The organism is Comamonas aquatica, from assembly GCF_018064205.1.
In the GTDB taxonomy this organism is placed as follows: Bacteria; Pseudomonadota; Gammaproteobacteria; order Burkholderiales; family Burkholderiaceae_C; genus Comamonas; species Comamonas aquatica.
In genome coordinates this window covers 2319638-2344953 of record NZ_CP072916.1, presented here as the reverse complement: position 1 = coordinate 2344953, position 25316 = coordinate 2319638, and the positions used below count along the sequence as shown (strand labels likewise).

The 25316-nt window shown below is 67.7% G+C and carries 21 protein-coding genes and 2 tRNA genes; 8 read left to right on the top strand and 15 right to left on the bottom strand.

What is annotated here, in order from left to right; translation table 11 throughout:
• Positions 1-6: 6 nt before the first annotated feature.
• Complete coding sequence (locus KAQ61_RS11115) at positions 7-1284, bottom strand: sensor domain-containing diguanylate cyclase (RefSeq protein WP_210929207.1); 1278 nt, start codon at positions 1282-1284, stop codon at positions 7-9.
• Between the two features lie 125 nt (positions 1285-1409).
• Between KAQ61_RS11115 and KAQ61_RS11110 the strand changes: the two genes are divergently transcribed.
• Positions 1410-2870 carry a cryptochrome/photolyase family protein gene (locus KAQ61_RS11110; protein ID WP_210929206.1) on the top strand — a complete coding sequence of 487 codons (1461 nt, stop codon included), beginning with the start codon at positions 1410-1412 and terminating at the stop codon, positions 2868-2870.
• A 254-nt stretch (positions 2871-3124) separates the two neighbouring features.
• On the opposite strand, the gene KAQ61_RS11105 is transcribed toward KAQ61_RS11110, so the two are convergent.
• Entirely contained in the window at positions 3125-4072 is a 948-nt protein-coding gene (locus KAQ61_RS11105; RefSeq protein ID WP_210931872.1) for a LysR family transcriptional regulator, read from the bottom strand.
• Positions 4073-4276: 204 nt separating this feature from the next.
• Here KAQ61_RS11105 and KAQ61_RS11100 point away from each other — a divergent pair, with 204 nt between their 5' ends.
• Positions 4277-5107, top strand: coding sequence for a DMT family transporter (locus KAQ61_RS11100; protein ID WP_244982872.1), 831 nt, complete (start codon positions 4277-4279; stop codon positions 5105-5107).
• 122 nt (positions 5108-5229) lie between these two features.
• Here the strand turns inward: KAQ61_RS11100 and KAQ61_RS11095 are convergent, their stop codons facing one another.
• Entirely contained in the window at positions 5230-5955 is a 726-nt protein-coding gene (locus tag KAQ61_RS11095; RefSeq protein WP_042413947.1) for an LrgB family protein, read from the bottom strand.
• On the bottom strand, positions 5952-6317 hold the full coding sequence (locus KAQ61_RS11090) for a CidA/LrgA family protein (RefSeq protein ID WP_210929205.1): 366 nt from the start codon (positions 6315-6317) through the stop codon (positions 5952-5954). Before KAQ61_RS11090 ends, KAQ61_RS11095 begins: the two co-directional genes overlap by 4 nt.
• Before the next feature lie 520 nt (positions 6318-6837).
• Between KAQ61_RS11090 and KAQ61_RS11085 the strand changes: the two genes are divergently transcribed.
• Positions 6838-7845 carry a DUF6138 family protein gene (locus KAQ61_RS11085; RefSeq protein ID WP_210929204.1) on the top strand — a complete coding sequence of 336 codons (1008 nt, stop codon included), beginning with the start codon at positions 6838-6840 and terminating at the stop codon, positions 7843-7845.
• 63 nt (positions 7846-7908) lie between these two features.
• Positions 7909-8229, top strand: coding sequence for a hypothetical protein (locus KAQ61_RS11080; RefSeq protein ID WP_210929203.1), 321 nt, complete (start codon positions 7909-7911; stop codon positions 8227-8229).
• Between the two features lie 212 nt (positions 8230-8441).
• On the opposite strand, the gene KAQ61_RS11075 is transcribed toward KAQ61_RS11080, so the two are convergent.
• From KAQ61_RS11075 to KAQ61_RS11060, 4 genes are all read right to left on the bottom strand, one after another.
• Positions 8442-10034, bottom strand: coding sequence for a DHA2 family efflux MFS transporter permease subunit (locus KAQ61_RS11075; protein WP_210929202.1), 1593 nt, complete (start codon positions 10032-10034; stop codon positions 8442-8444).
• 18 nt (positions 10035-10052) lie between these two features.
• Entirely contained in the window at positions 10053-11300 is a 1248-nt protein-coding gene (locus tag KAQ61_RS11070) for an HlyD/EmrA/EmrK family protein (protein ID WP_210931868.1), read from the bottom strand.
• 168 nt (positions 11301-11468) lie between these two features.
• Positions 11469-12944 (bottom strand): efflux transporter outer membrane subunit, encoded by a 1476-nt coding sequence (locus tag KAQ61_RS11065; RefSeq protein ID WP_210929201.1) that lies wholly within the window; start codon positions 12942-12944, stop codon positions 11469-11471.
• A 74-nt stretch (positions 12945-13018) separates the two neighbouring features.
• Positions 13019-13564, bottom strand: a complete 546-nt coding sequence (locus tag KAQ61_RS11060) for a MarR family winged helix-turn-helix transcriptional regulator (RefSeq protein WP_210929200.1) — start codon at positions 13562-13564, stop codon at positions 13019-13021.
• A gap of 815 nt (positions 13565-14379) precedes the next feature.
• Here KAQ61_RS11060 and KAQ61_RS11055 point away from each other — a divergent pair.
• Entirely contained in the window at positions 14380-15606 is a 1227-nt protein-coding gene (locus tag KAQ61_RS11055) for a GGDEF domain-containing protein (RefSeq protein WP_210929199.1), read from the top strand.
• A gap of 276 nt (positions 15607-15882) precedes the next feature.
• On the opposite strand, the gene KAQ61_RS11050 is transcribed toward KAQ61_RS11055, so the two are convergent.
• Together KAQ61_RS11050 and KAQ61_RS11045 are read right to left on the bottom strand one after the other, a co-directional pair.
• Positions 15883-15959: transfer RNA gene (locus tag KAQ61_RS11050), tRNA-Met, on the bottom strand.
• A 43-nt stretch (positions 15960-16002) separates the two neighbouring features.
• Positions 16003-16087 (bottom strand) — tRNA-Leu (locus KAQ61_RS11045).
• 38 nt (positions 16088-16125) lie between these two features.
• Between KAQ61_RS11045 and cysM the strand changes: the two genes are divergently transcribed.
• From cysM to KAQ61_RS11030, 3 genes are all read left to right on the top strand, one after another.
• Positions 16126-17034 (top strand): cysteine synthase CysM, encoded by a 909-nt coding sequence (gene cysM / locus KAQ61_RS11040; protein ID WP_210929198.1) that lies wholly within the window; start codon positions 16126-16128, stop codon positions 17032-17034.
• 71 nt (positions 17035-17105) lie between these two features.
• A complete protein-coding gene (locus KAQ61_RS11035) occupies positions 17106-17717 on the top strand; it encodes an NUDIX domain-containing protein (protein ID WP_042413927.1) in 612 nt (203 codons plus the stop codon).
• 71 nt (positions 17718-17788) lie between these two features.
• Entirely contained in the window at positions 17789-18016 is a 228-nt protein-coding gene (locus KAQ61_RS11030) for a sulfurtransferase TusA family protein (protein ID WP_042413925.1), read from the top strand.
• A gap of 86 nt (positions 18017-18102) precedes the next feature.
• On the opposite strand, the gene galU is transcribed toward KAQ61_RS11030, so the two are convergent.
• From galU to KAQ61_RS11005, 5 genes are all read right to left on the bottom strand, one after another.
• Positions 18103-18990, bottom strand: coding sequence for a UTP--glucose-1-phosphate uridylyltransferase GalU (gene galU / locus KAQ61_RS11025; protein WP_183301910.1), 888 nt, complete (start codon positions 18988-18990; stop codon positions 18103-18105).
• A gap of 76 nt (positions 18991-19066) precedes the next feature.
• Entirely contained in the window at positions 19067-21955 is a 2889-nt protein-coding gene (locus KAQ61_RS11020) for a valine--tRNA ligase (protein ID WP_210929197.1), read from the bottom strand.
• 176 nt (positions 21956-22131) lie between these two features.
• Positions 22132-23415: a heme biosynthesis protein HemY gene (locus KAQ61_RS11015; RefSeq protein ID WP_154164772.1), complete on the bottom strand. Its 1284-nt coding sequence runs from the start codon at positions 23413-23415 to the stop codon at positions 22132-22134.
• Positions 23416-23439: 24 nt separating this feature from the next.
• Positions 23440-24531, bottom strand: coding sequence for a uroporphyrinogen-III C-methyltransferase (locus tag KAQ61_RS11010; RefSeq protein ID WP_045267148.1), 1092 nt, complete (start codon positions 24529-24531; stop codon positions 23440-23442).
• A complete protein-coding gene (locus KAQ61_RS11005; RefSeq protein WP_154164765.1) occupies positions 24518-25315 on the bottom strand; it encodes a uroporphyrinogen-III synthase in 798 nt (265 codons plus the stop codon). Before KAQ61_RS11005 ends, KAQ61_RS11010 begins: the two co-directional genes overlap by 14 nt.
• Position 25316 lies beyond the last annotated feature (1 nt).

Sequence of the window (25316 nt, the reverse complement as noted above, 5' to 3'; positions counted from 1 at the left end):
AGGTATTCAGCGTGCGACTGCCACCTGGTTGCGGCCATGGTCCTTGGCGTGGTACAGCGCCTGGTCCGTGCGCCGCAGCAGCTCTGCGCTGTCCTCTGGCGCTTGCCAGGCGGCGACCCCCAGGGACATGGTGACCTGGCCCACGGTGGCGTCGTCTTGGGCGGCCAGGCTGGTGCGCATGTGTTCGGCCAGACTGTGCGCCGCATCCAGTGGGCAGCCCGGCAGCACGATCAAGAATTCTTCCCCGCCCCAGCGCACCACGGCATCACCGCTGCGCACGGCCGAGCTGAGCAGCTGGGCGCAGCGCTGAAGCACCTGATCGCCGGCTTCATGGCCCCAGCGGTCATTGATCTGCTTGAACTCATCGATGTCTGCCAGGATGAGGGCATAGCCCACGCCGTCGGTCTGCGCCGCATGCTGGCAGCGTTGCAACTGCTTTTCACCCGCGTAGCGATTGAGCAGGCCGGTCAACGCGTCGTGGTGGGCCTGCTGGCGCAGCTCCTGCGTTCGGGTCACCAGTTCCGTCACATCCTTGCTCACGCAGACGTAGTGCTGGACCGTGCCCGTGTCGTCTTTGAGCGGCGTGATGGTCTGCGCCGCGTGGTACAGGTGGCCGCGCTTGTGGCGGTTGGTGAAGGTGGCCTGGTAGCTGTCGCCGCGCGCCAAGGCTTCGCGCAGCTGGGTGTAGAACGCGGGGGGATGCTGGCCCGACTGCAGAAATTGCGGGGTGCAGCCCAGCACTTCCGCGCTGGCATAGCCGGTCAGGTGCTCAAAAGCCTGGTTGACGAACAGGATGTGCGCCTGGTGGTCCGCGATCAGCACGGCGTCCCGGGTGGCATGCAGGGCCCGCGCCAGCAGGGCCTGGCGTTGCTGGGCCTCCACCCGTGCCGTGATGTCTTGCTGCACCGACACAAAGGCCTGGATCTGCCCTTGTGCATCGCGCACGGGTGAGATGTTCCACTCCACCAGATAGGTGCTGCCATCTTTGCGGTAGTTGAAGGTGGAGCCCAGGAAAAACGTGCCCTGGTGCAGGCTGTCACGCAATCGCTGCAGCACCCGCTGATCGGTCAGCGGGCCTTGCAGCAGGCGCGGAGAGCGGCCCTGCAACTCCGCGGCGCTGTAGCCCGTGAGCTGGCAGAACGCCGGGTTGCAATAGGTGATGTGTGGGCCATCTCCCTGCAGATCGGCCGTGGTGATGACCACGGCGTTGAACGCCTGCTCCACGGCAGCCTGCAGCAGGTCCGTGGCGTGGAGGGGCGGAGGAGCAGTCAGTAAAGAGGTCACAGCGTGGGTGGCTCAGGGGCGGGGGCACAAAGGGCCAGCATACCAAGGCTGGTCATTGGCCGCATTCCTTGGACCAGGCGCTGGCAATGCCAAAATTGCGCGCTGCCTCCCTGCCCGGAATCACCATGCCCCCTGCCGCCCTTGTCTGGATGCGCCGCGATCTGCGCTGCGACGACCATGCTGCGCTGTACCACGCACTGCGCCGCTACCAGCGTGTGTACTGTGCTTTTGTTTTTGATACGGACATCCTCGATGCCCTGCCCACGCGCAGCGATCGGCGCGTGGCGTTCATCCATGCCAGTGTCCAGTCCCTGGACCAGGAACTGCGCGCGCTGGCGGCGCGCAGCGGGGCCCCGGGCGGCGGGCTGATCGTGCGCCACGGCCCGGCGCCGGCCTGCATCGTGCAGCTGGCGCGCAGCCTGGGCGTGCAGGAAGTGTTGACCAACCGCGATTACGAGCCCGAGGCCATCGCCCGCGACCAGCGCGTGGCCGAGGCGTTGCGCGCCGCCGGCATCGCCTTCAGCGACTACAAGGACCAGGTGTTGCTGGAGCAGCGCGAAGTGCTGACCCAGCAGGGCCAGCCCTACAGCGTGTTCACGCCGTACAAGCGCGCCTGGCTGCAGAAGCTCGATGCCTTCCAACTGACGCCCTACCCCGTGGCGCGCTACGCTGGCCACCTGGCCGCGCCCCCGGACGGCGAGCGCCTGCCCACGCTGGCGGATCTGGGGTTCGAGGCCACCAACCTGGCGCAGCTGCCCCTGCCCACGGGCGCGCAGGGCGCGCAGCAGCTGCTGCAGGACTTTGTGCCGCGCATGGCGGCCTACCACGAAGCGCGGGACTTCCCGGGCCGCAAGGGCGTGTCCTACCTGTCGGTGCACCTGCGCTTTGGCACTGTGTCCATCCGCCAGCTGGCCGCCCTGGCCGTGCAGCAGGCGGCACAGGGCAGCGAGGGCGCGCAGACCTGGCTGTCCGAGCTGGCCTGGCGCGACTTCTACTTCATGATCCTGTGGCACCACCCGCAGGTGGTCACGCAGTCCTTCCGGCCTGAGTACGACCGCGTGCAGTGGGACGAGGCCCCGGAACTGTGGCATGCCTGGTGCGAGGCCCGCACCGGCTACCCCCTGGTCGATGCCGCTATGCGCCAGCTGCTGCAGACCGGCTACATGCACAACCGCCTGCGCATGGTGGTGGCCAGCTTTCTGACCAAGGACCTGGGCATCGACTGGCGCCGGGGCGAGCGCTTCTTTGCCCAGCACCTGAACGACTACGACCTGGCCGCCAACAACGGCGGCTGGCAGTGGGCCGCGTCCACGGGCTGTGACGCCCAGCCCTGGTTCCGCATCTTCAACCCGGTGACGCAGTCGCAGAAATTCGACCCGAACGGCAAGTTCATTCGCCGCTACCTGCCGGAGCTGGACCGGGTGCCGGATCGGCACCTGCACTTTCCGGCGGCCATGAAGCCGCTGGAGCTGCAGGCCTGTGGCCTGCGCCTGGGGCAGGACTATCCGTGGCCCGTGGTGGACCACGCCAGCGCGCGCGAGCGCACGCTGATGCGTTTTCATTTCCTGGCCCGCAAGGAGGACTGAGGCCGTCCACGCGCTGGGGGCAAGCCCTCGGTGGCGGGCCAGGCCACAGCGCAGGGCCGCTGCCCCGCTGCCGCCCGGGAGCAGGGCCCACCCAGGAGGCGGCGGCGTGCAATCCGTGGGCAAGGTCTGCTGAAAATTTAAGCGCCCCGCAAAAACTCCCATCAGAACAAGCCGCTAAGTGCCTTATCCAGGCAGGGGGGCGCACTTATCCACAAGCTTATCGGTGGCGATTGGGGAGAACTGGCGCGCGGCGTTCAGCGGTGCCGGCCGGCCTCGACCAGGTGGTCGATCAGCGCCCGCACCTTGAGCGGCACATGGCGCGAGGGCATGTACAGCGCATAGGCGGTGCGCGGCGCGTAGTTGCCGGTCAGCCGCCAGTCGGGCAGCACCGGCACCAGCGCGCCGCTGTCCAGCGCGGCCTGGGCCGCAAAGTCGGCCACCAGACCGATGCCCTGGTGCTGCAGCGCCAGGTGGATGATGCCGGTGCTGCTGTCGATGGACAGCGGCGCGTGCACGGTCACCTCGGCCACGGCCGGGGGCTGGCCCGGGTCGGCCTGGTGCATCCATTGCAGGCGGTGCTGAAAATCCCCATAGCCCAGCGTGATGCAGGCCACGCCATGCGCGCGGTCCAGGTCCTGCGGGTGCTGCGGCCGGATGGCCAGCCCCTGCAGGTAGGCGGGCGAGGCCACGGCGATGTACCGCACCTGGCGCAGGGCGCGCGCCACCATGTGCTGGGGCAGTTGCTCGGGCCGCGTCAGGCGGATGGCCAGGTCCAGCCCCTGCTGGGCCAGGTCCTGGATCTGGTCGCTCAGGCTCACGGCCACTTCCAGCTCGGGCCACTGGCGGCGCAGTGCGGGCAGTTGGGCGCTGAGCCAGATCTCGCCAAACACCGTGGGGGCCGTGAGCCGCACCGTGCCGCGCGGCACGCCGCGGTAGTGGCCGGCAATCGCATGGATGTCGCTCGCGGCATGCGCCAGCTGGCTGCAGGCGGCATAGACCTCGGCCCCCAGCTCGGTCAGCGACAGCGAGCGGGTGGTGCGGTGCAGCAGCTGCACGCCCCAGTGGGCCTCCAGCCGGCCCACGCTGCGGCTGACGGCCGAGGTGGTCAGCTCCAGCTGGCGCGCGGCCGCGGCAAAGCTGCGCAACTCCACCACCTTGGCAAAGACCAGCATTTCGGGGACCAGACCGGGTTCGGTGCGCATGGGCATGGGCATGGGACGGTGATTGTTGATTCAAGGGCAATAGTAAGTGGAATCAAAGCGTATTGATGCGTGGATGCGCTTGGTGGACGATGCAGGCATGACCTACCCGACGACTTCCTCCCTGCGGCCTACCCCCCGGCGGCGCGGCCTTCCTCTTTGGCGACCTGCGGCGCACCCGGGGGCACCTGGCGCATGGTGCTGGCCATGGCCTTGTCCGGCACCATCGGCCTGCTGGTGGTGGAAAGCGGTCTGCCCGTGCTGTGGGTGGTGTGGCTGCGCTGCCTGCTGGGCGGGCTGGGCCTGGCCGCATGGCTGCTGTGGTCCGGCACCTGGACCCGGCCCAGCCGGCGCGAAGCCCTGTGGCTGCTGCTGGGGGCGGCCGCGCTGATTGCCAACTGGCTGTGCCTGTTCCGGGCCTATGCCTACAGCGGCATTGCGATTGCCACCGTGGTCTACCACGTCCAGCCGTTTGTGCTGTTGCTGCTGGCTGCCGTGCTGCAGGGTGCCCCCCTGCCGCTGGCGCGTCTGCCGTGGCTGGTGCTGGCCCTGGTGGGCGTGGGGCTGAGCAGCGGCCTGCTGGAGCAGGCCGCCACAGGGGCCGCCCAGGGCGCGTGGCAGGGCATGGTGCTGGCGCTGCTGGCGGCCAGCCTGTATGCCGTGGCCACGCTGACCACCCAGCAGCTGTCGCGCATTGCCCCGGCGCAGATTGCCATGCTGCAGATGCTGGCCGGCGCCCTGGCCCTGCTGCCCGGGGTGTGGGCGCTGCGTGGGCAGGCCGTCTTCAGCCCCCAGGCCTGGGGCGCGGTGGCGGTGCTGGGTCTGGTGCACACGGCCTGGATGTACACGCTGATGTACACGGCGTTCCAGCGCTTGCCGGCCCAGGCGATTGCCGGCCTGTCCTTTATCTACCCCGTGGTGGCCTTGCTGGTGGATGTGCTGTGGTTTGGCGCCCGCCCGCAGCTGTCGCAATGGCTGGGCATGGCACTGATCCTGGGGGCGCTGTGGGCCTACCGGCGCAGTGCACGCCCTGCGTGAGGCGGTGGTGTGCGGCCAGTTCTACCCAGGGCCTCGCGGTGCGCCCAGCGCCATCTCAATGATGGCAAAAAGTGGCCACAGCGCTTGTCCAGCAATCGCGGGCAGCTATGTTTTTCTGCGGCTCAGGGCAGGCGCTGGAACACGGCCACGCACAGCGGCATCAGCAAGGCCGTCAGCACGCCGTTGAGCCCCATGGCCAGCGCGGCAAAGGCGCCGGCCGTGGGGTTGACCTGCAGGCCCCGGGCCGTGCCGATGGCGTGGGCTGTCAGCCCCAGGGCAAAGCCGTTGACGGCCGGGTCCTGGGTGCGCAGCAGCCGGCCCAGCCAGGGGGCCAGCATGGTGCCGCTGATGCCGGTGACGGCCACGGCCACAGCCGCCAGCGATGGCAGGCCGCCAAAACGTTCGGCCATGGGCAGGGCGATCGGGATGGTGGCCGACTTGGGTGCCAGCGAGACCACGGTCTCCCACGAGCCACCCAGGGCCCAGGCAATGCCCATGGCCGAGACCAGGGCCACCACGCAGCCTACGACCAGGGCCACGGTGATCGGCAGCCACAGGGCGCGGATGCGCTGGCGCTGCGCATACAGCGGCACGGCCAGCGCCACGGTGGCCGGCCCGACCAGCAGGCTGAGCCACTGCACGCCTTCGCGGTAGGTGGCGTAGGGCGTGCCCGTCAGCAACAACAGGCTGACGATGACCACCACGGCCGTGAACACCGGGATCAGCAAGGGGTGGCAGCCGCTGCGCTTGTACAGCGCCAGGGCCGCCAGGTACACCCCCATGGTCAGCACCAGCCAGGGCAGGGCGCTGCCCTGCAGGCCCTGCACGATGTCGTTCCAGGCGTTCATGTCGACGCCCCAGGGGTGGTGGCTGGGCTGCGCGCCAGCATCCAGCGGAAGGTCAGGGCCGTGACCACGTAGGTGATCGCCGCCCCGGCCACGCCGGCCACGACGAAGGGCTGCCATTCGCGCGCGATGCGGTCAAAGTGCAGCATCACGCCCGCGATGGTGGGGATGAACAGCAACATCATGTTCTGCAGCAGGGTCAGGGCCGTCTGCTCCAGCGCCACGGGTAGCCGGCCCAGCCACAGCAGGGCGGTCAGCAGCAGCAGCGTGCCGACCAGGGCGCCGGGCAGGGGCAGGGCAAGGGCGTGGACCAGGGCTTCGCCGGCCAGTTGAAAGGCAAACAGTGCAGCAAGTGCGTACAGCATGGTGTCGGGGGAGTGAAAGGCGGTGCGGCCGGTGCTGCGGGACAGCACCACCGAGTGCCCGGGGATGGAACCAGCCGCCAGTCTAGGCCGCTTGCGCCGATCGTGGGCGGCCCCGCCCCAGGCTGCGGCCCGCCTGCCTGCTTTCTGGGCAGCCTAAGCCCAAGGCCGTAAAAACAAGCACTTGCGGCGGATGTGGGGCGCGCAGGGGTCAGTTGTCCACAGGCTTGTCCAACGCTTTCGTGGACAAGGGTTCGGGTTTTTACTTAGTAAATCGGGGGCCCGGTCGGTGCGTCTGGGGGCGGTGCCACGGTGGGGCCCAGTTGGTGGGCTGGGGCCTGTGCCCGCCGCCAGCCTGGCAGGGCCGGCCGGCGGATCCCCAGGCGGCGCATGCCGCATGCGCGGGCCCGTTCGGCGGCGGTGCCCAAGCAGCGATGGACCATGCGGAGGGCACGCAACGCGCGATCAATCTGCGCTGGCAGCTATCATATTTGTATCGATTTGCCTCCACCCCAACCGTCCCATGAGCACCAAGAACTGGCTGGTCTACCACGACATTGCGGGCAACCCTGCGGTGCAGGCCTTGTTTGACCGCGCGGTCGCCCAGATCGCCGGTGGCACACCACCCCCGTTGAACCGGGACTATCCCGTCGGCTTCATGGTGGAAGGGCAGAAGCTGCTGGGCAGCGCGGTGCTGGAATACCGGCTCAGCCAAGAGGCCCTGGCCCATTTTTCGCGCACAGACCTGCGTGACTTTGTCGAGCAAATGCGGGCCCTGTTGGGCTGGAACGAGATCGACCACACCCTGCACCGGTGGGTACATGCGTGGCTGCGCGACCCGTACTTTGTCAACCAGGGCCACAACTGGTCGGCGCACTGGGTACGCAAGAGCGACGCCCCCGCCGCCGACCTGCCGGACAGCGTCTACCGCTTTGCCTGCGACATTGCGCTGGGCGACCTCAAGTACGGGCCTAGCTATGCGCGCGTCAGTGCCGAGGAGATTTTTGACTGGGTGACGCAACTGGGCAGCGAGCTGCCGGCGCAGCTGCTGAAACAGGGCACGGGCGAGCTGCCCCCGGCCCTGGCCCGGTGGAAGGGGGACGGGGCCAGCGCCACGGCCAACGATGCGCTGGCCGTGGTCCGCATCACCCAGCGCGCAGCGAGCGAAGCCGCGTACGGGCAGGTGCTGGACTACCTGATCCAGCTGCTTTCCACCACCGACTTTCCGCGCTCCTACGCCATCGAGTACCGCGGCCCCACCAAGGTCTATCTGCCCATTCCGGGCCTGCCCAGGAAAGGCGTGCACCAGCTGTTTGCGGCGGCCGCCACCTACCCGGGACTGCATGAACGGATCGCGGCCTATGCACATACCGCCATGCGCGAGCACCACTGGTACCAGAACCTGGAGGACGCGCACTGTGCCTTGCCAGGCAGCTTTGCGGTGTTCGCGCTGGCCTGGGCCGACACGCGGTTTGCGCCGCTGGTCTTGCAGTACCTGCACACCGTGGATGGTGAGCACCAATCGCTGTAGGGCCGGTTTGTCGAGGCCTATGTCGACGCCCACGGCCTGGACGCCACCAGCCTGGCATATCTGATGGCCTGTGCCGGCAACATCCAGCACCTGCGCCACCGCAAGACGTATCTGGCGTTGATGGACAACGCCGCCAGCCTGCAGGCCTTGCTGGCGGCCCGCCAGCAGCACGGCGGCGATGCCCCCTCGCCGGTGGCCGCACTGCGCGCCCAGATGACTGCACAGAGCACGGTCGAGGCCGCTTTTAGCGAAGTCCGGCGCACGCTGTGGGGCGATGCCGTCTGCCAGGACCAGGGCCGCCGGCTGATCGCCCGGGCACCCGAGGCGCTGCGGTCGCTGTATGCACAGGTCTTCGCGCCCGCCGCGGGGCGTCTGCCCGGCTGAGCGGCGCCACGCCGGCATGGACGGCGTCCGCGCGTGGACAGGTCGCGCAGGGACTGTGTGGGGACTGGGCGTTTTGAGGCCAGCGGGTTGCCATCGCCCGATGGTCCTCGCCGTGCCACCAGGCGCAGGCCCCAACCCGCTGGCGGGCGCGGCCATGCGCCCATGAAAAAGGGCGACCCGGTCGGGTCGCCCTGTGCGGTGGCGGGTGCGGCTCAGTGCGCCCCCGCGGCGGCGTCCGCGCCGCCCCCGCCGTGCGCCTTGGGCCGCTGCGTGAACCAGATCAGCACGATCAGGCTCAGGAACAGGAAGGACGAGGCCAGGAAGATGTCGTCCGCCGCGCGCGTGAAGGCCTGCTGGTCGATCAGGCGGTTGATCTGGGCATAGGCCTGCTCGGCGCTCATGCCCGCTGCCTGCAGCTGCTGCACGGTGGTGGCGAACGCGCCCTGGCCCTGCACCAGCAGCTCCGTCAGGTGCGCGTGGTGCATGGCGGCGCGGCTTTCCCACAGCGTGGTGGCGATCGAGGTACCCATGGCCCCGGCCGTGATGCGCACGAAGTTGGACAGGCCGGCCGCGGCCGGAATGCGGTCCGGCGTCAGCCCGCTGAGCGTGATGGTGGTCAGCGGGATGAAGAAGAAGGCCATGGCCGCGCCCTGGATCAGCGTGGGCACCAGGATGTGGCGGAAATCCGTCTCCACCGTGAACTGCGAGCGCATCCACAGCACCAGGGCGAACACGATGAAGGCGCCGGTCGCCATCTTGCGCGGGTCCCAGACACCGACCTTGCGCCCCACCAGCGGCGTCAGCACGATGGCCAGCAGCCCCACCGGCGCCAGCGCCAGGCCGGCGGCGGTGGAGGTGTAGCCCATCCACTGCTGCAGCCACAGCGGCAGCAGCACCACATTGCCGAAGAACACGCCGTAGGCGATGGACAGCGCCATCGAGCCGGCCGCGAAGTTGCGGCGCTTGAACAGGCGCAGGTCCACCACCGGGTGGGCGTCGGTCAGCTCCCAGACCACGAACACGGCAAAGGCCACCACGGCGATCACGGTGAAGGCGATGATCTCGCCGGAGGCGAACCAGTCCAGCTCCTTGCCCTTGTCCAGCATCAGCTGCAGCGCGCCCACCCACAGCACCAGCAGGGACAGGCCCACGGTGTCGATGGGCAGCTTGCGCGTGGGCGTCTCGCGGTGGCGGTAGATGCTCCAGGTCATCAGCGCCGACAGCAGGCCCACGGGCACGTTGATGTAGAAGATCCAGGGCCAGGAGATGTTGTCCGTGATCCAGCCCCCCAGCAGCGGCCCGACCACGGGCGCCACCAGCGTGGTCACGCCCCACAGGGCCAGGGCCGTGCCGGCCTTGGACGGCGGGTAGCTGGACAGCAGCAGGGTCTGCGACAGCGGGATCATGGGGCCGGCCACGGCGCCTTGCAGCACGCGGAACAGCACCAGCATCTCCAGCGACGAGGCGAAGCCGCACAGCCAGGAGGTCAGCACGAACAGCAGCACGCTCATGGTGAACAGGCGCACGGCGCCGAAGCGCTGCGTCAGCCAGCCGGTCAGCGGCACGGAGATGGCGTTGGCCACACCGAAGCTGGTGATGACCCAGGTGCCCTGGCTGGGGCTGACCCCGACATCGCCGGAGATGGCCGGGATGGCCACGTTGGCGATGGACGAGTCCAGCACGTTCATGAAGGTGGCCAGCGACAGGGCCAGTGTGCCCAGGGCCAACTGGGCACCCTTGAGCGGCACGACCGGCGGTGGCGCGGTGCGGGCCGCCCCGTTGGGGGCGGAAGCGGTGGAAGTCATGGCAGGTTCCCGGCGGCTTTAGGGGGCGACCTGGGCATCGGCCACGGTCTTGAGCGCGGGCAGGCGCTCACCGGCGATCAGGCGCGCGATGCGGGCATCGGCCTGGGCCAGCGTGCCGTCGTAGACCGTGGTCTGGGCCACGGGCGCGGTGCGTGGTGTGTTCGCCAGGGCCGGGCCGTCCTGGTCGCGGATGTCGACCTTCACGTCCATGGACAGGCCCACGCGCAGCGGGTGCTGCTGCAGGGCTTCGGGCGCCAGGCTGATGCGCACGGGCACGCGCTGCACCACCTTGATCCAGTTGCCGGTGGCGTTCTGCGCCGGCAGCAGCGAGAAGGCCGCACCGGTGCCGGCGCCCAGGCCCACGACCTGGCCCTCGTAGGTGGTCTTGTCGCCATAGACGTCGGCAGTCAGCGCCACCTTCTGGCCCATGCGCAGGTCGGCCAGCTGGCTTTCCTTGAAGTTGGCGTCCACCCACAGGTGGTGCAGGTCGACCACGGTCATCAGCGGGGCGCCGGCGGCCACGCGCTGGCCCAGCTGCACGCCGCGCTTGGCCACGTAGCCGTCCACGGGCGCCACCAGGCGCGTGCGCTGCAGGGCCAGGTAGGCCTCGCGCACCTTGGCGGCGGCGGCCATGACGGCGGGGAAGTCCTCGGCCGTGCTGCCCTGGGTCTGGGCCTCGGCGGCGGCCAGCTGGGCCTTGGCGGCACGCACGGCGGCGTCGGCGGCGTTGACGGCATTGCTGGCGGCGGTGAACACGGCCTGGGCGTGCTCGAACTCTTCCTTGCCCACGGCGCCGGTGGCGGTCAGGGGGCGGCGGCGTTCCACGTCGTCGCGCGCCTTGGCGGCATCGGCCTTCAGGCGCTGCAGGTCGGCCTCGCGCTGGGCCACCTGGGCGGCCAGGGGGGCGTTGTTGGCGTACAGCGTGCGGGTCTGGCGCGCGGTCTGGGCCAGTTGCGATTCGGCCTGGGCCAGTTGCACCAGGTAGTCGGCGGGGTCCAGCTGCACCAGCACCTGGCCGGCGCGGACGTAGTCGGTGTCGTCCGCGCCGATGCTCAGCACGGTGCCGCCCACCTGGGGCGTGATCTGCACCACGTTGCCGGCGACGTAGGCGTTGTCCGTGGTCTGGTAGCGGCTGGCCACCACCCAGTGCCAGCCGCCCCAGGCGACGGCGGCCACGGCCACGGCGGTGGCGACCAGGGTCAGGCCCTTGCGGCGGCCGGCGGGGTTGGCGGAGGAGGTGCTGGGGATCTTGCTGCTGTCGGTCATGGGGGTGGGCGCTTTGTTATCGGGTGTGGAAGACATGGTTTTGCGGCCGTTTAAAAAAAGGAGCTGTCAGCGCTGGTGTTGATTCGGTTTCAAGACGTTTGGTGCAAGAAAACCAAGCTATGCAAGCGCGACCAGCTATGAATTTCAAGAAAGCTGAGGGCGGTGGTCTCAGTGCGGGCGGGGCTGCAGCTGGGGCGTGTCGTCGCTCCAGCCACCGCCCAGGGCGGCGGCCAGGGCGATGCGCGTGTCCAGCGCGCGCGCCTGCAGGTCCACGGCCAGGCGGCGCTGGGTGATGAGCTGGCTCTCGGTGTTCAGCACGCTGATCTGGTTGCCCAGCCCGGCTTGGTAGCGCTGCACGGCAAAGTCGTAGGCGCGTTCGGCCTTGGCCAGGGCCTCTTGCTGCAGCACGTGCTGGCGCTGCAGCGACTGCACGGAGGTGATGGCATCGCCGGCCTGCTTGACGGCGTCCAGCACCGTGCCGTTGTACTGGGCGATGGCGGCGTCCAGGTCGGCCTGGGTGCCGCGCAGCTGGGCGCGCAGGCGCGGGCCGTCAAAGATCGGCAGGCGCAGCGCGGGCGTGACGCCGATCTGGCGCGAGCTGGCCTGGAACAGCTGGTCCAGCCCCAGGGCGTTCAGACCGATGAAGGCGCTGAGGTTCACGTCCGGGTAGAAGTCGGCCTTGGCCACGTCGATGCCGTGGGTGGCCGCTTCCACGCGCCAGCGGGCCGCGACCACGTCCGGGCGGCGGCCCAGCAGGTCGGCGCCCAGCACGTCGGGCACGGCCTGCATGTGCAGCGCCGACAGGCGCGGGCTCAGCGCCTGCTGGGCGTCCGGCGCCTGGGCGCACAGCACGGCGATGGTGCGGCGCGCCAGGGTGATCTGCTCGTCCAGCATTTCCAGCTGGGTGCGCGCGTCGGGCATGGCGGCCTGGGCCTGGGTCAGCTCCACCTGGCTGTCCAGGCCGGCCTGGGTGCGCTGGGCGCTCAGCTCCAGCAGCGACTGGCGTTGAGCCAGGGTGCGCGCGGCCACCTCGCGCTGGGCCAGCAGGCGCGCCAGGGCCACATAGCTGCGCGCCACCTGGGCGGTCAGCTGGGTGGCGGCGGCGGCACGGTCGGCCTGGGCGGCACGGGCCTGGCCCAGGGCGGCTTGCAGCTCGGCGGCGTGCTTGCCGAAGAGGTCGGGCGACCAGGACAGGCCGGCCTGCAGGTTGCCGCTGTTGTAGGTGTGGCCGGCAATCGGCGCGGGCACCATGCCGTGGGCGGTGTAGCGCTGGCGCGTGGCATCGGCGCTGAGAGTGCCGTGCACGTCGGTGGCGGTGCTGCTGGCCGCGACCAGGGCCAGCGCCTTGTCCAGGCGCGCCTGGCTGGCGGCCAGGCTGGGGTGGCCGGCCAGGGCCTGGGCGACCAGTTGGTCCAGCTGGGCATCGCCCAGGGCGGTCCACCAGGTGGGCGTGGCCAGCGCCGCGGCATCGGCCGGAGCGGCGGCGGGTGCGCCCAGTCCCAGATCGGTGGCGGCCAGGGTGGTCAACGGGGTGTGGGCCGGGCCTTGGGAGGCGCAGCCCGCCAGGACCAGGGCCGCCACCAGGGCGGTGGCCGCACCCAGGGCAGGGCGCACCACGGGTGTGCGAAGGTTGGGAAACGTCATGAAAAGTGCCTGTGGTTTTTATTGAAATGGGGGCAGAAAACGCCGCGGCGTGCGGCGCGGTGTCGCACGCAGGATCAGGGACTGGGGTCGGGGCGGACCTCCTTGGGGGGCGGGTTCCAGGCGTCGCGCAGGGCATCGCCGTTGGCCAGCATGCGCTGCAGCAGGCTCAGCATCAGCGTGCATTCGGCATGGCTGAAGCCCTGCAGGTGGCCGTTGAGCACCCGTGTCAGCACCTGGGGCACCTGGGTGGCCACGTGGCGGCCGGCATCGGTCAGCACCAGGTGCACCACGCGCCGGTCGGTGGTGGAGCGCTCGCGGCGCAGCAGGCCCTTGGCCTCGATGCGGTCCAGTGCCCGCGTCACCGAGGCCGGGTCCATGCCCAGGTCCTTGGCCAGCGTGCTGCTGTTGGTGTCGGCACACAGCAGCAGCTTGTACAGCGGCAGCCATTGCACATAGGTCAGGCCCTGCTCGGCCAGCTGGGCATCGGCCGCCTGCAGGATGGAACTGAGCACGCGGCGCATCAGAAAGCCGATGCTCTGGTCCGGGGTGTAGGTGCCACTTTGGTAGAAGAAGGTGGCCGTGTCGCCCGGATCGACGATGAGGTCGGGTTGTTTGTGCACTTGTCGTGTCAATACTTGATTGATCAATGATTGAAGCGTCAATTATTAATCAAGCCAGCCCACGCTGTCTTGCGGACCCGTGCAGCCCCGTTTTTGCAACTACTGCGGGCAGGGTTTTTGGCGGGATGGATTCAGGCGCGCGGCCCAGGGCGTGCAGGCTTCGCTGCTTCTTGTGGGTCGCCGTTGTCGTTGGCTTGGTGCTGCCATGGACCGGGTTGCTGCACTCCACCCATACAGACGCTGTGGCCCATTGGCGGGGGCGCCGCGGTAGCCGGGCCCATGGCCGGTCGTGGCGCAACCTGGTTTTGAGAAAGGCGTGTTCCCTTGCGCACGGCGGATGCGCAGCAGTACGGGCGTCGTCACCGTCGTGCTTGGTCTGGGCTGGGATGCGCGGCGATTCTTGGTCTGCCAGAGCTTGGCGGGTCAGGTGATTAAGCTGGCCGTGGTGGCGCTGTTGTGCACGCGAGGGCGTGTCCGTGGGGCACGCCGTGCGGCGTGTGGGTATGGCTTGCAAGCCTCGGCGCGTGACATGGGCGGTAGAGGTCGCGGCCTTGGGTTGTGCAAAGGTGGCATCAGCGCAAGGTCGGTGTGCTCAGGGGGCCAGCCCCGCGGGCGTGGCACCAGTTCTGCCATCTCCCTTGGCAGCGCCAGCCGGGCTGGCAATCCAGGTGTAGGTCATTACACTCACAGGTTCTGTTACGAAAGCCCGCGGACTGCGTGCGTCGTTAGCGGCATGGCTGCGCGGCCTGTGGTGAGGCGCGGCACAGCCGTGGTTCTGCCGTGCAGCAGCTCTGTCTACATTCTTTCCATCCCCCATGGTTGCAACCATTCTCGTTGGCATGCTGTGCGCACACCTGTTGTGCTTTGCCGTGATGTTTCTGCTCATCAGCAAGCGCTTGCACGGCAAGACGATGGGCATGGACTTTTTCGCCGTGGGCAACCTGCTGCTGGGACTGGCCTATGTGCTGCAACTGCTGGAAGGCGGGCCGGCCTGGAGCGTGATGAGCGTGGTCAACCATACGTTCACGCTCGCGTCGCCCGTGGTGTTCTGGCTGGGGGCCATGCGTTTTTTTGGGCATGCCGTGCCCTTGTGGCGACCGTTGCTTGCCGTGGTCGTGGCCTACACCAGTCTGCAGGTGCTGGTGCAGTGGAGCTTGGGGCCGGTGGCGCGCTATGCCATGCTGTCTGGCATGTCAGCCCTGCTGTTCCTGGTCATGGCCAGTACCGTGGTCTATGGGGTGCGCACCTTTGCCAAGGATTTGTACGCGGAGATGGTGTTTTTTGCGGCCTTGATCAGCGGCATCAGCCTGCTCAATGCCATCAAGTTCCTCAAGCTGCTGCAGGGCGGACTGGTGGCGCTGCAGATGGACGCCAATTTCCAGCTGGTGTTCTACATCTACATGTCCTTTCTGGCCACGGTGCTGCCGCCGTCCATCGTCTGGCTGGTGCTGCGGCGCTTGACCGATGAGCTGCGCCACCAGGCGGCGCGGGACCCGATGACACAGCTGCTCAATCGCCGGGGATTGACCGATGCGTTGAAGCAGCACTTAAATGCTCGCCATGCAGGGGCTGCGCATCTGTTGCTGATCGACGTCGATCACTTCAAGCACATCAACGACACCTATGGCCACCAGGCGGGTGATGCGGTCTTGTGCCATGTGGCGCAGGTGCTGCAGGCCACCGTGCGCCGCGGTGATCTGGCCGGTCGGATCGGGGGTGAAGAGTTTGCGGCCATCTGCCTGGATGCCGATGCGGTGGGCGTGGTGCATCTGGCGGAGCGCTTGCGCGGGGCGATGGAGCGCCAGGCCATTCCGGTCGAGGGCACTGGGCAGCCGCTGCGCTGCACGATCACGGTGGGGGTGTCGCCCGCCTTCGTGGGGGCCCAGGCCCTGGACGGTGCAATGCGCGAAGCCGATGCCGCCTTGTACCGTGGCAAGGCAGCTGGGCGCAATCGGGTGGAGGTTGCACTCAACCCCCATGACCAGGCCTTACTTGCGGCGCTGAATGCCTCTGCGGCGCAGCAGACGGACGCCATCGGGTAGCCAGCCCCGTGCCCTCATGTGGCACGGCAATCCAAGCATGTCCAAGGTTGCAGCCAGTTTGGGCCGCCAGGGGCAGGAGGTCTCTGAGGGGGAAGCCCAGCGCGGAGAGGGTTTTTGGTGGGTGCTGTGCGCCTGCGCATTTGGCGAAGTGGCCCTGCTGTTTGGTGGGGGCGCGGCAGGGCATGGGCTGCCAGTGCCAAGCCGTGAGATGCCAAGCGCGCAACTTGAGGCAACAACAAAAAAGGCTTGGCGCAGTGCGACAAGCCTTTTGGGGGTTGGTTGCGAGGGCTGGATTTGAACCAACGACCTTTGGGTTATGAGCCCAACGAGCTACCAGACTGCTCCACCTCGCGGTAATTCTGGATGTGCGTGATGACGTGGCATACAACCGTGTTGTGGTGCCCGGGGCCGGAATCGAACCGGCACGCCTTGCGGCGGGGGATTTTGAGTCCCCTGCGTCTACCAATTTCACCACCCGGGCGTCATCAGCGCAGACGCGAATTATGGCACATTTATGGAATGCAAAACAAATATCTCTCCATCGAAGCTGCCATTGGTTCCACCCCGCTGGTGGCCTTGCAGCGCATCGAGGCAGCCGCAAATGCAGAGCGTGGAAATGTGGTGTTGGGCAAGCTGGAAGGGAACAACCCGGCCGGTTCGGTGAAGGACCGCCCCGCGCTGTCCATGATCCAGCGTGCGCAGGAGCGCGGCGAGATCCGGCCCGGCGACACGCTGATCGAGGCCACCTCGGGCAACACCGGCATCGCCCTGGCCATGGCAGCGGCCATCAAGGGCTACCGCATGGTGCTGATCATGCCCGAGGACCTGTCGATCGAACGCGCCCAGACCATGAAGGCCTACGGGGCCGAGCTGATCCTGACGCCTAAGAGCGGCGGCATGGAATATGCGCGCGACCTGGCCGACCAGATGGTGGCCCAGGGCAAGGGCGTGGTGCTGGACCAGTTTGCCAATCAAGACAACCCGCGCGCGCACTACGAGACCACGGGCCCCGAGATCTGGGCACAGACCTTTGGCGAGGTGACGCACTTCGTCAGCGCCATGGGCACGACCGGCACCATCACCGGCGTGGGCAAGTTCCTCAAGGAAAAGAACCCCAACGTCAAGATCATTGGTGCCCAGCCTTCGGAAGGTTCGCGCATTCCCGGCATCCGCAAGTGGCCCGAGGAGTACCTGCCCAAGATCTACGACGCCTCCCTGGTGGACGAGCTGGTCTACGTGAGCCAGGACGACGCCGAGGACATGTGCCGCCGCATGGCGCGCGAGGAAGGCATCTTTGCCGGCATCTCGGCCGCCGGGGCCTGCTGGGTCGCGCAGGAGATTGCCAAGCGTGAGCGCAATGCCACCATTGTGTTCATCGTCTGCGACCGCGGCGATCGCTATCTGTCGACGGGTGTGTTCCCCGCCTGAGCGGTGGACCGGAACCCAGGCCGCATCCCAGCGGCCTTTTTTTGCTCTGTGTGCACGGAAGGTAGGGCCTGATGAGCCATGAAATGCGTTTTTGCCCCAGTTGTGCCACCACCCTGCAGCGGGTGGCGCAGCAGGAGGATGGGGGACTGAAGGAGCGGCTGCGCTGCCCGGCGTGCGACTGGACGCACTGGGGCAACCCGACGCCGGTGCTGGCGGCCGTGGTGGAAAACGATGACGGGCAGGTGCTGCTGGCGCGCAATGCGCTGTGGCAGGAGGGCATGTTTGGCCTGATCACCGGCTTCATGGAGGCGGGTGAGTCGCCCGAGGCCGGCATTTGCCGCGAGGTGCAGGAAGAAACCAGCCTGCGCGTCAAGGCGCTGCGCATTCTGGGCTCGTGGGAATTCCTGCGCATGAACCAGGTGCTGATTGCCTACCACGTGCGTGTGGATGGCGAGGTCAAGCTTTCGCCGGAACTGGTGGAGTACCAATGGAAAACGCCGCAGGAGGCGCGCTGCTGGCCATCGGGCACAGGCTACGCCTTGGCGCACTGGGTGCGCAGCAAAGGGCTGGAGCCGCAGTTTGGCGCGTTCAGGCCCAACCAGTCGCCCGAGCCGGATCCGGCCAAGTGGCCCCTGCAGCACTGGAGCCACGACGAGCGCTTCGTGCTGCCCCCGCAATGGTGAGTCAAAACCACAGTTGCGGCGCTGCGCGGTGCGGCTGCCTACAATGACCGCTTGTTACAGGAACACACGCCATGGACATCCACAAGGAAATTGACACCCGGGGTCTGAACTGCCCCTTGCCCATCCTGAAGGCCAAGAAGGCGCTGGCGGAGATGGTCAGCGGCCAGTTGCTCAAGGTGGTGGCCACCGACAACGGTTCGCTGCGCGACTTCCAGGCCTTTGCCAAGCAGACCGGCAACGAGCTGGTGCAGCAGGACACGGTGGGCGGCGAGTACATCCACATCCTGCGCCGCCGCTGATGCGATCTTGAAATTGCATAGCTGTTAGCGCACAAAAGGCCTGCATTTGCAGGCCTTTTGTATTGGAAGCGCAGGATGGCCGCGCGTCAGATGCTCAGGTTTTTCAAGTACTCGCGGAAATGTGCACCCACGTCGGGGTGCTGCAGGGCCAGCTCCACCGTGGCTTCCAGGAAGCCTTCCTTGCTGCCGCAGTCGTAGCGCTTGCCCGCGTACTGGAAGGCGTAGACGGTCTCGTGCGCCATCAGGCGCTCGATGGCATCGGTCAGCTGGATCTCGCCACCCACGCCCTGGGGCTGGTTGCGGATTTCGTCAAAGATGCGCGGCGTCAGCACGTAGCGGCCGGCCACGCCCATGCGCGAGGGGGCCTTCTCGGGGGCGGGTTTTTCCACGATCTCGTCGATGCGCAGCAGCGGGCCGCCGGCCGGCTCGCCCTTGACGATGCCGTAGCGCTTGGTGTGCTCCAGCGGCACCTCCTGCACGGCGAGGAGCGAGCGGCCCTGCTTGGCAAACGCATCCACCATTTGCTTCATCACGCCCGGGCCGCCTTGGGTGCCGCGCATCAGGTCGTCGGCCAGGATGACGGCAAAGGCCTCCTGGCCCACCAGGGGCTCGGCACACAGCACGGCGTGGCCCAGGCCCAGGCTGCGGGGCTGGCGCACGAACAGGCAGTTCATGTCGGCCGGGGCAATGCTGCGCACCAAGTCCAGCATGGCATGCTTGCCGGCGTTTTCCAGCTCGTTCTCCAGCTCGTAGGCGGTGTCGAAGTGGTCTTCGATGGCGCGCTTGCTGCGTCCGGTGACAAAGATCATGTCGCGGATGCCGGCCTCATAGGCTTCTTCCACGGCGTACTGGATCAGCGGCTTGTCCACCACGGGCAGCATCTCCTTGGGCGAAGCCTTGGTGGCCGGCAGAAAGCGGGTGCCCAGGCCGGCCACGGGGAACACGGCTTTGCGGACGCGGGTGGGGTGGGACATGCAAATTCCTTTTCGAGTTCTGGATGGCAAAAAGGCGCAGTTGCCTGCGCCTTGGGTTGCTCAGCGAGAAAGCATATCAGCCCAGGCGGGCCAGTTGCTCCTGAATGCGGGCCAGGGTGGCGCCAAATTCCGCCACGCGCTTCTTTTCCTGTTCCAGCACGGCGGCGGGGGCCTTGGCGCAGAAGGCTTCGTTGCTCAGCTTGCCGTTGGCCTTGGCGATCTCGCCTTCCAGGCGCAGCGCTTCCTTCGACAGGCGGGCCTTCTCAGCGGCCACGTCGATTTCCACGAACAGCGCCAGGCGGGCATCGCCCACCACGGACACCGGGGCGGACTGGGCTTCGGCCTGCCAGGTGGCTTCGTGGTCGAAGACCTTGACCTCGCTGAGCTTGGCCAGGTTCTTCAGCACGTCGGCATTGGCGCGCAGGAAGTCGGCGGCCTCGGCGTTGTCGCCCTGGGCCAGCAGCGGCAGGCGCTGGGCGGGGGAGACCCCCATCTCGCCGCGCAGGGTGCGGCAGGCGTCGACCATCTGCTTGATGCGGCCCACGTAGGCGATCGCAGCTTCGTCGATCTTCTCGGGCTGGGCCTCGGGGTAGGCCACCACGGCGATGGAGTCGCCGGCACGGCCAGCCACGGGGGCCACCTTCTGCCACAGCTCTTCGGTGACGAAGGGGATGATGGGGTGGGCCAGGCGCAGGATGGTCTCCAGCGTGCGGATCAGCGTGCGGCGCGTGGCGCGCTGCTGGGCTGCGTTGCCGGTCTGGATCTGCACCTTGGCGATTTCCAGGTACCAGTCGCAGAACTCGTTCCAGACAAAGTCGTAGATGGCGTTGGCCACGTTGTCCAGGCGGTACTCGGCAAAGCCCTTGGCCACTTCGGCCTCGACCTTCTGCAGCTGCGACACGATCCAGCGGTCAGGCTGGCTGAACTGCAGATAGCCACCGGCGCAGTCGGCGGCGGTGTGGTCCTGCAGGCCGCAGTCGTAGCCTTCACAGTTCATCAACACAAAGCGGCTGGCGTTCCACAGCTTGTTGCAGAAGTTGCGGTAGCCCTCACAGCGCTTGCTGTCGAAGTTGATGGAGCGACCCAGCGAGGCCAGGGCGGCAAAGGTGAAGCGCAGCGCGTCGGCACCGTAGGCGGGAATGCCTTCGGGGAATTCCTTTTGCGTGTTCTTGCGCACCTGGGGTGCAGTTTCGGGCTTGCGCAGGCCGGTGGTGCGCTTGTCCAGCAGCGGCTCCAGCGAGATGCCGTCGATCAGGTCGACCGGGTCCAGCACATTGCCTTCGGATTTGGACATCTTCTTGCCTTGCGCATCGCGCACCAGGCCGTGGATGTAGACATGCTTGAACGGCACGCGACCGGTGAAGTGCGTGGTCATCATGATCATGCGCGCCACCCAGAAGAAGATGATGTCGTAGCCCGTGACCAGCACCGAGGAGGGCAGGTAGAGGTTGTAGTCGTCATCGGCAGCGTCGGTCTGGCCGGGCCAGCCCATGGTGGAGAACGGCACCATGGCGGACGAGTACCAGGTGTCCAGCACGTCCGGGTCGCGCGTGAGGGTCTTGCCGGGGGCCTGGGCCTGGGCTTCGGCTTCGTTCTTGGCGACGTAGAGATTGCCTGCTTCGTCATACCAGGCCGGAATCTGGTGGCCCCACCACAGCTGGCGCGAGATGCACCAGTCCTGGATGTTGTTCATCCACTGGTTGTAGGTGTTGACCCAGTTCTCGGGCACAAATTGCACTTCGCCAGAGGCCACAGCATCGATGGCCTTCTGGGCGATGGACTTGCCGGTCGGGTCCTGGTCGCTGACCTTGCTCATAGCGATGAACCACTGGTCGGTCAGCATGGGCTCGATCACCTGGCCGGTCCGGTCGCAGATCGGCACCATCAGCTTGTGCTTCTTGGTCTCGACCAGCAGGCCCAGGGCTTCCAGGTCGGCGACGATGGCCTTGCGGGCCACGAAGCGGTCCAGTCCACGGTACTTCTCGGGCGCCTCGTCGTTGATGGTGGCGGTCAGCGTCAGCACGCAGATCATCGGCAGCTTGTGGCGCTGGCCGACCTGGTAGTCGTTCTGGTCGTGTGCCGGTGTGACCTTCACCACGCCGGTGCCGAACTCGCGGTCCACGTAGTCGTCGGCAATGATCGGGATTTCGCGGCCCACCAGCGGCAGGGTCACGGTCTGGCCGATCAGGTGCTGGTAGCGCTCGTCTTCGGGGTGGACCATCACGGCCACGTCGCCCAGCATGGTTTCGGGGCGGGTGGTGGCCACCACCAGCTGGCCTTCACCGCTGCTCAGCGGGTAGGCGATGTGCCACAGCGAGCCGTCCTTTTCCTGGTTCTCGACTTCCAGATCGGACACGGCCGACTGCAGCACCGGGTCCCAGTTCACCAGGCGCTTGCCGCGGTAGATCAGGCCTTGCTGGTACAGCTTGACGAAGGTCTCGGTCACCACCTGGGACAGCTTGTCGTCCATGGTGAAGTACTCGCGGCTCCAGTCCACGGTGTCGCCCATGCGGCGCATCTGCGTGGTGATGGTGTTGCCGGACTTTTCCTTCCACTCCCAGATCTTCTGGGTGAAGGCGTCGCGGCCCAGGTCATAGCGGCTCACGCCCTGGGTCTGCAGCTGGCGCTCCACCACGATCTGGGTGGCGATGCCGGCGTGGTCGGTGCCAGGGATCCAGGCCGTGTTGTAGCCCTTCATGCGGTGGTAGCGCGTCAGCGAGTCCATGATGGTCTGGTTGAACGCGTGGCCCATGTGCAGCGTGCCGGTCACATTGGGGGGGGGCAGCTGGATGGCGAAGTTGTGGCCTGCCGCGGTGGCCTCGGCACCGGGCGCGCCCGTGCCGCGGTAGCCTGCGTTGCCATAGCCACGCTTTTCCCACTCGGGGCCCCAGTGGGCTTCCAGCGCGGCAGGTTCAAAGGATTTGGACAGGCTGTTCAGGCCCGGCTGGGCAATGGATTCACTCATGGCGGATTCGCAAATGAAAACGGCATCCAGCGTACGGGATGCCGTCGGTGAGCTGTTAGCTGAAAGGACGGATTGAGGGTGATTTTACCGACCCAACCCAGCGATGGGTGGGGTGGGGCATTGTTTGTAGTCAAATTGGCGTTGGACGCAGGTGCAGCAAGCGTTGGCAGCTATGGTTATTGCTGGTTCTGTAAGGCTGCCTGGCGCCAGGCCTGGGCCGCGGCCTGGCTGTCTTCGCGCTGTTCGGCCACAACGGCCAGGGCCGTCCAGGCCCGCGCGCGCAGCGGGGCATCGTCCAGGCGCATGACCGCGCCTTGCAGCAATTGCTCACCCTTGCCCCACAGCTGCTGCTCCATGCAGGCCATACCGGCCAGGTATTGCAGCCGGGGCTCATGCGGTGCGGCGCGGTAGGCCGTTTCCAGCCGGGCCAGCCAGGTGGCGTCCAGCCCGTCCAGCGCCTGGGGCAGGACGGTGAACAGGCGCAGGGCCTGCGTGCTGGTCAGGGACTGGGGCGACTGGATGAACTGCTCCAGCACCGGCAGCAGCCAGCTGCGCGCTTGCTGGGCATCGCCTTGCAGTTCCACCAGCTTGCGCGCGGCGGCCAGGGCGATGTCGGGCGCGTCGCGGTCGGCCGGGTGCAGGCTGCGCCAGGTCTGTTGCAGTTGCTCGGCATCGTGGGTGTGCTGGATCTGTTCGATCACCAGGCCGCGGATGATGCTGGCGGCCGCTTCCGGGGACAGGCCGCCGTGCTTGGCCAGCAGGCGGGCGGTTTCCAGGGCGGAGTGCGTGGCATGCGCCAGGCGGCTGGCCTTGAGCTGGATGCGCAAGGCCATGGTGCGCCGGCTGGCGCCGGGGGGGAGCTGTTCCAGGCGCTGCAGGGCTTCCTGGGGATCGCGGTCATCCAGGGCCCAGCGCGCGGCACGCATCTGGGCGCCTTCGCGGATTTCCTGCTGCTGCAGGCTGCCGTTGAGCGGCACATCGTCCAGCGCCTGCTCGTAATGGCTGTCGCGCGCCGCCACATCGCGCAGGGCATGGGCGCTGTCGGCGGCCAGCATGTGGGCGATTGCCCGCAGGTGACTGTCCTGGGCGAAGTGCGCGTCCTCGTGGCGCAGCTCGTCGCTGAGCTTGAGCAGGGTCTGCGCCGACTTGCGCGCCCGCACATAGCGGCCCGCCTGCAGGTGCGAGAAGCTAGCCACCAGCGCCTGGTAGAGGTTGCGTTCCTTTTGCTGCTGGCGCCAGCGCTTGGCTTGGTGGGGCAGCATGACCAGGGCCGAGAAGGCCCGCAAGGCCGCATAGGCCAGGGCGAACACGGTGAACAGCAGCAGCAGCACCATGTTGAGAGACAGGTCCACCCGGTACGGGTGCCAGAACAGGCTGACCATGCCCTGGTTGTTGCCAGCGAACAAAGCCAGAGCGACGGCCACGGCGAACAGGCCGACAAACCAAAGTGCTGCGCGCATCATGGTGGAAGTCCTTTCGCGCGCTTACAGCCCGGTCGCTGCGGTGGACAGCGCGGTCAGCGTGTCTTCCAGCGACGGTTGTTGGGTGGCTTGCAAATGCGTCTGCAGCTGGGCCAGGACCGATTGGGCCTGGTGGGTGCGGCGCGATCCGACCTCGAAGTACTTGTTCAGCGAGGCCTGGGCCGCACCGATGTCGGCGCGGGCCGCATCGAACTGGCGCGCCAGCACGGCCAGGCGGGCGTTCAGCAGCTTGAACTTGAGGTTCTCGCGCAGGAAGAAGGCTTGCTCGGGCGCCATCAGCATGGCGTCGGCGTGCTCGATGCGGCTGACGCGCAGCAGATCGCGGGCTTCATCAAGCGTGCCCTGCCAGATTCTGTGGCCCCAGTTGCTCCACCACGCCCACTGCGCGGGGGTGAGGGTGGCATCTTGCGCGGCCTGCGGCTGTGGCGCCTTGCGCTCGGGTTGCCGCTGGGTGTCCTGCAAGGGGGCGCTGTTTTGCACGTGCAGGTCATCGACCAGGCGCACCACATCGTCCAGGCGGGCCAGCAGGCTGGCGGTGTCGGTGACCGCGGTTCGGGACAGGCGCTCCAGATCCCGTTCCATGGCTTGCTGCACGGTGATCAGGCGTGGCTGGGTGGAGCGCTCCAGGCGCTTGATGCTGTGGTGCAGGGCGGCTACCAGGGGCTCCGTGCTGCCTGTCAGCTGGGCCTGTTGCTGGGCCATGCGGATGGCCGACTCCAGATCCACCACCAGGGTTTCGTCGCGCGAGCGGGTGAGGTTTTGCACCAGCGTGTCCAACTGGCCGCGCTGCAGGCTGACCTCGTTCACGCGGGCTTCCATCACCGACAGCTTGGCGCTGGCATCCCGCACCAGGTCCTGCGACTCCCGCGCCAGGGCGCGGGCCTCGACGGCCTGGGTGGTGGCCTCGGCCGTCTGCCGGGCCAGCTGTTCCTGCATGCCATCGACTTTCTGCCAGAGCATCAGGCTGCAGCCCAGGCCGGTGGCGCCGACCACCAGGGACAGCCACGCCCAGGCCGGCGTGGCGGCGTGGGGAACGCCGGGTTTTTCAAACGGTACGGCCTGCGAGGCAATGGGGGCGCTGTCAGGGGAGGTCATGCAATGATTTTATCGAGGCCACAATGCCTTGCACGGTGGGCGGTGTGTCGATCACGGTGCCGAAACCCGCGTCGCGCGCTTGCTGGGCAATCCGCGGATGAGTGGCCAAGGCGGTGTGCGCTTGCCAGGACCAGGCGGGGTTGCTCAGTCGCAAATGTTGCACACATTCGGAGCTGCTGAACAGCCAGAGGGCATTCTGCGCGCGCAACGCGGCGATGTCCTGCAGCAAGGCCGCGCCATCGGCGGGGGGGTGGCGCTCATACACCGGGGCAAAGTCCACCTGCACCCCCTGGCGCTGCAACTGCTCGGTCAGCCAGACCCGGCCACGGCCCGCGGCATCCTGCCCGTCGCCACCGCGCACGATCAGCACGCGCTGGCCGGTGCGGACCTGGGTCTGGATCTGGGCCCACAAGGACTCGGAGTCAAACTGCGCGGCATCGGCCGCAGGCTGGTCGATCTGTGCCAGGGGCACGCCGGCGGCCAGCAAGGCCTTGGTGGTGCCGGGGCCGGGAGTCCAGATGCGCGCCTGGGCAGGCCAGGCACGGTGCGCGGTCTGCAACTGGTCGGCGAAATAGCGTACGGCATTGCCGCTGACGAACATCAGGGCGCTGTAGGTGTCCAGCTGTTGCAGTGCGCAGGCCAACGCTGCCTGGGCCGCGGGGCTACGGCTGGGGCCGATCTCCATCAGGGGCAGGCAGTGGCTGGGCACGCCGGCCGCCTGCAGCTGCTGTGTCCACAGCGTGGCGTCCGGTTGTGGACGGGTGACAACGAGCAGCGGCAGCATC

Bases quoted from the DNA above. Each gene is read 5' to 3' on its own strand.
- KAQ61_RS11010 (WP_045267148.1), bottom strand. From the start codon at position 24,531: ATGACCTCCCCTGACAGCGCCCCCATTGCCTCGCAGGCCGTACCGTTT.
- KAQ61_RS11100 (WP_244982872.1), top strand. From the start codon at position 4,277: ATGGCCTTGTCCGGCACCATCGGCCTGCTGGTGGTGGAAAGCGGTCTG.
- KAQ61_RS11035 (WP_042413927.1), top strand. From the start codon at position 17,106: ATGAGCCATGAAATGCGTTTTTGCCCCAGTTGTGCCACCACCCTGCAG.
- KAQ61_RS11070 (WP_210931868.1), bottom strand. From the start codon at position 11,300: ATGACCGACAGCAGCAAGATCCCCAGCACCTCCTCCGCCAACCCCGCC.
- galU (WP_183301910.1), bottom strand. From the start codon at position 18,990: ATGTCCCACCCCACCCGCGTCCGCAAAGCCGTGTTCCCCGTGGCCGGC.
- KAQ61_RS11015 (WP_154164772.1), bottom strand. From the start codon at position 23,415: ATGCGCGCAGCACTTTGGTTTGTCGGCCTGTTCGCCGTGGCCGTCGCT.
- KAQ61_RS11110 (WP_210929206.1), top strand. From the start codon at position 1,410: ATGCCCCCTGCCGCCCTTGTCTGGATGCGCCGCGATCTGCGCTGCGAC.
- KAQ61_RS11020 (WP_210929197.1), bottom strand. From the start codon at position 21,955: ATGAGTGAATCCATTGCCCAGCCGGGCCTGAACAGCCTGTCCAAATCC.
- KAQ61_RS11090 (WP_210929205.1), bottom strand. From the start codon at position 6,317: ATGCTGTACGCACTTGCTGCACTGTTTGCCTTTCAACTGGCCGGCGAA.
- KAQ61_RS11005 (WP_154164765.1), bottom strand. From the start codon at position 25,315: ATGCTGCCGCTGCTCGTTGTCACCCGTCCACAACCGGACGCCACGCTG.
- KAQ61_RS11085 (WP_210929204.1), top strand. From the start codon at position 6,838: ATGAGCACCAAGAACTGGCTGGTCTACCACGACATTGCGGGCAACCCT.
- KAQ61_RS11075 (WP_210929202.1), bottom strand. From the start codon at position 10,034: ATGACTTCCACCGCTTCCGCCCCCAACGGGGCGGCCCGCACCGCGCCA.
- KAQ61_RS11095 (WP_042413947.1), bottom strand. From the start codon at position 5,955: ATGAACGCCTGGAACGACATCGTGCAGGGCCTGCAGGGCAGCGCCCTG.
- cysM (WP_210929198.1), top strand. From the start codon at position 16,126: ATGCAAAACAAATATCTCTCCATCGAAGCTGCCATTGGTTCCACCCCG.
- KAQ61_RS11030 (WP_042413925.1), top strand. From the start codon at position 17,789: ATGGACATCCACAAGGAAATTGACACCCGGGGTCTGAACTGCCCCTTG.
- KAQ61_RS11065 (WP_210929201.1), bottom strand. From the start codon at position 12,944: ATGACGTTTCCCAACCTTCGCACACCCGTGGTGCGCCCTGCCCTGGGT.
- KAQ61_RS11105 (WP_210931872.1), bottom strand. From the start codon at position 4,072: ATGCGCACCGAACCCGGTCTGGTCCCCGAAATGCTGGTCTTTGCCAAG.
- KAQ61_RS11055 (WP_210929199.1), top strand. From the start codon at position 14,380: ATGGTTGCAACCATTCTCGTTGGCATGCTGTGCGCACACCTGTTGTGC.
- KAQ61_RS11080 (WP_210929203.1), top strand. From the start codon at position 7,909: ATGGCCTGTGCCGGCAACATCCAGCACCTGCGCCACCGCAAGACGTAT.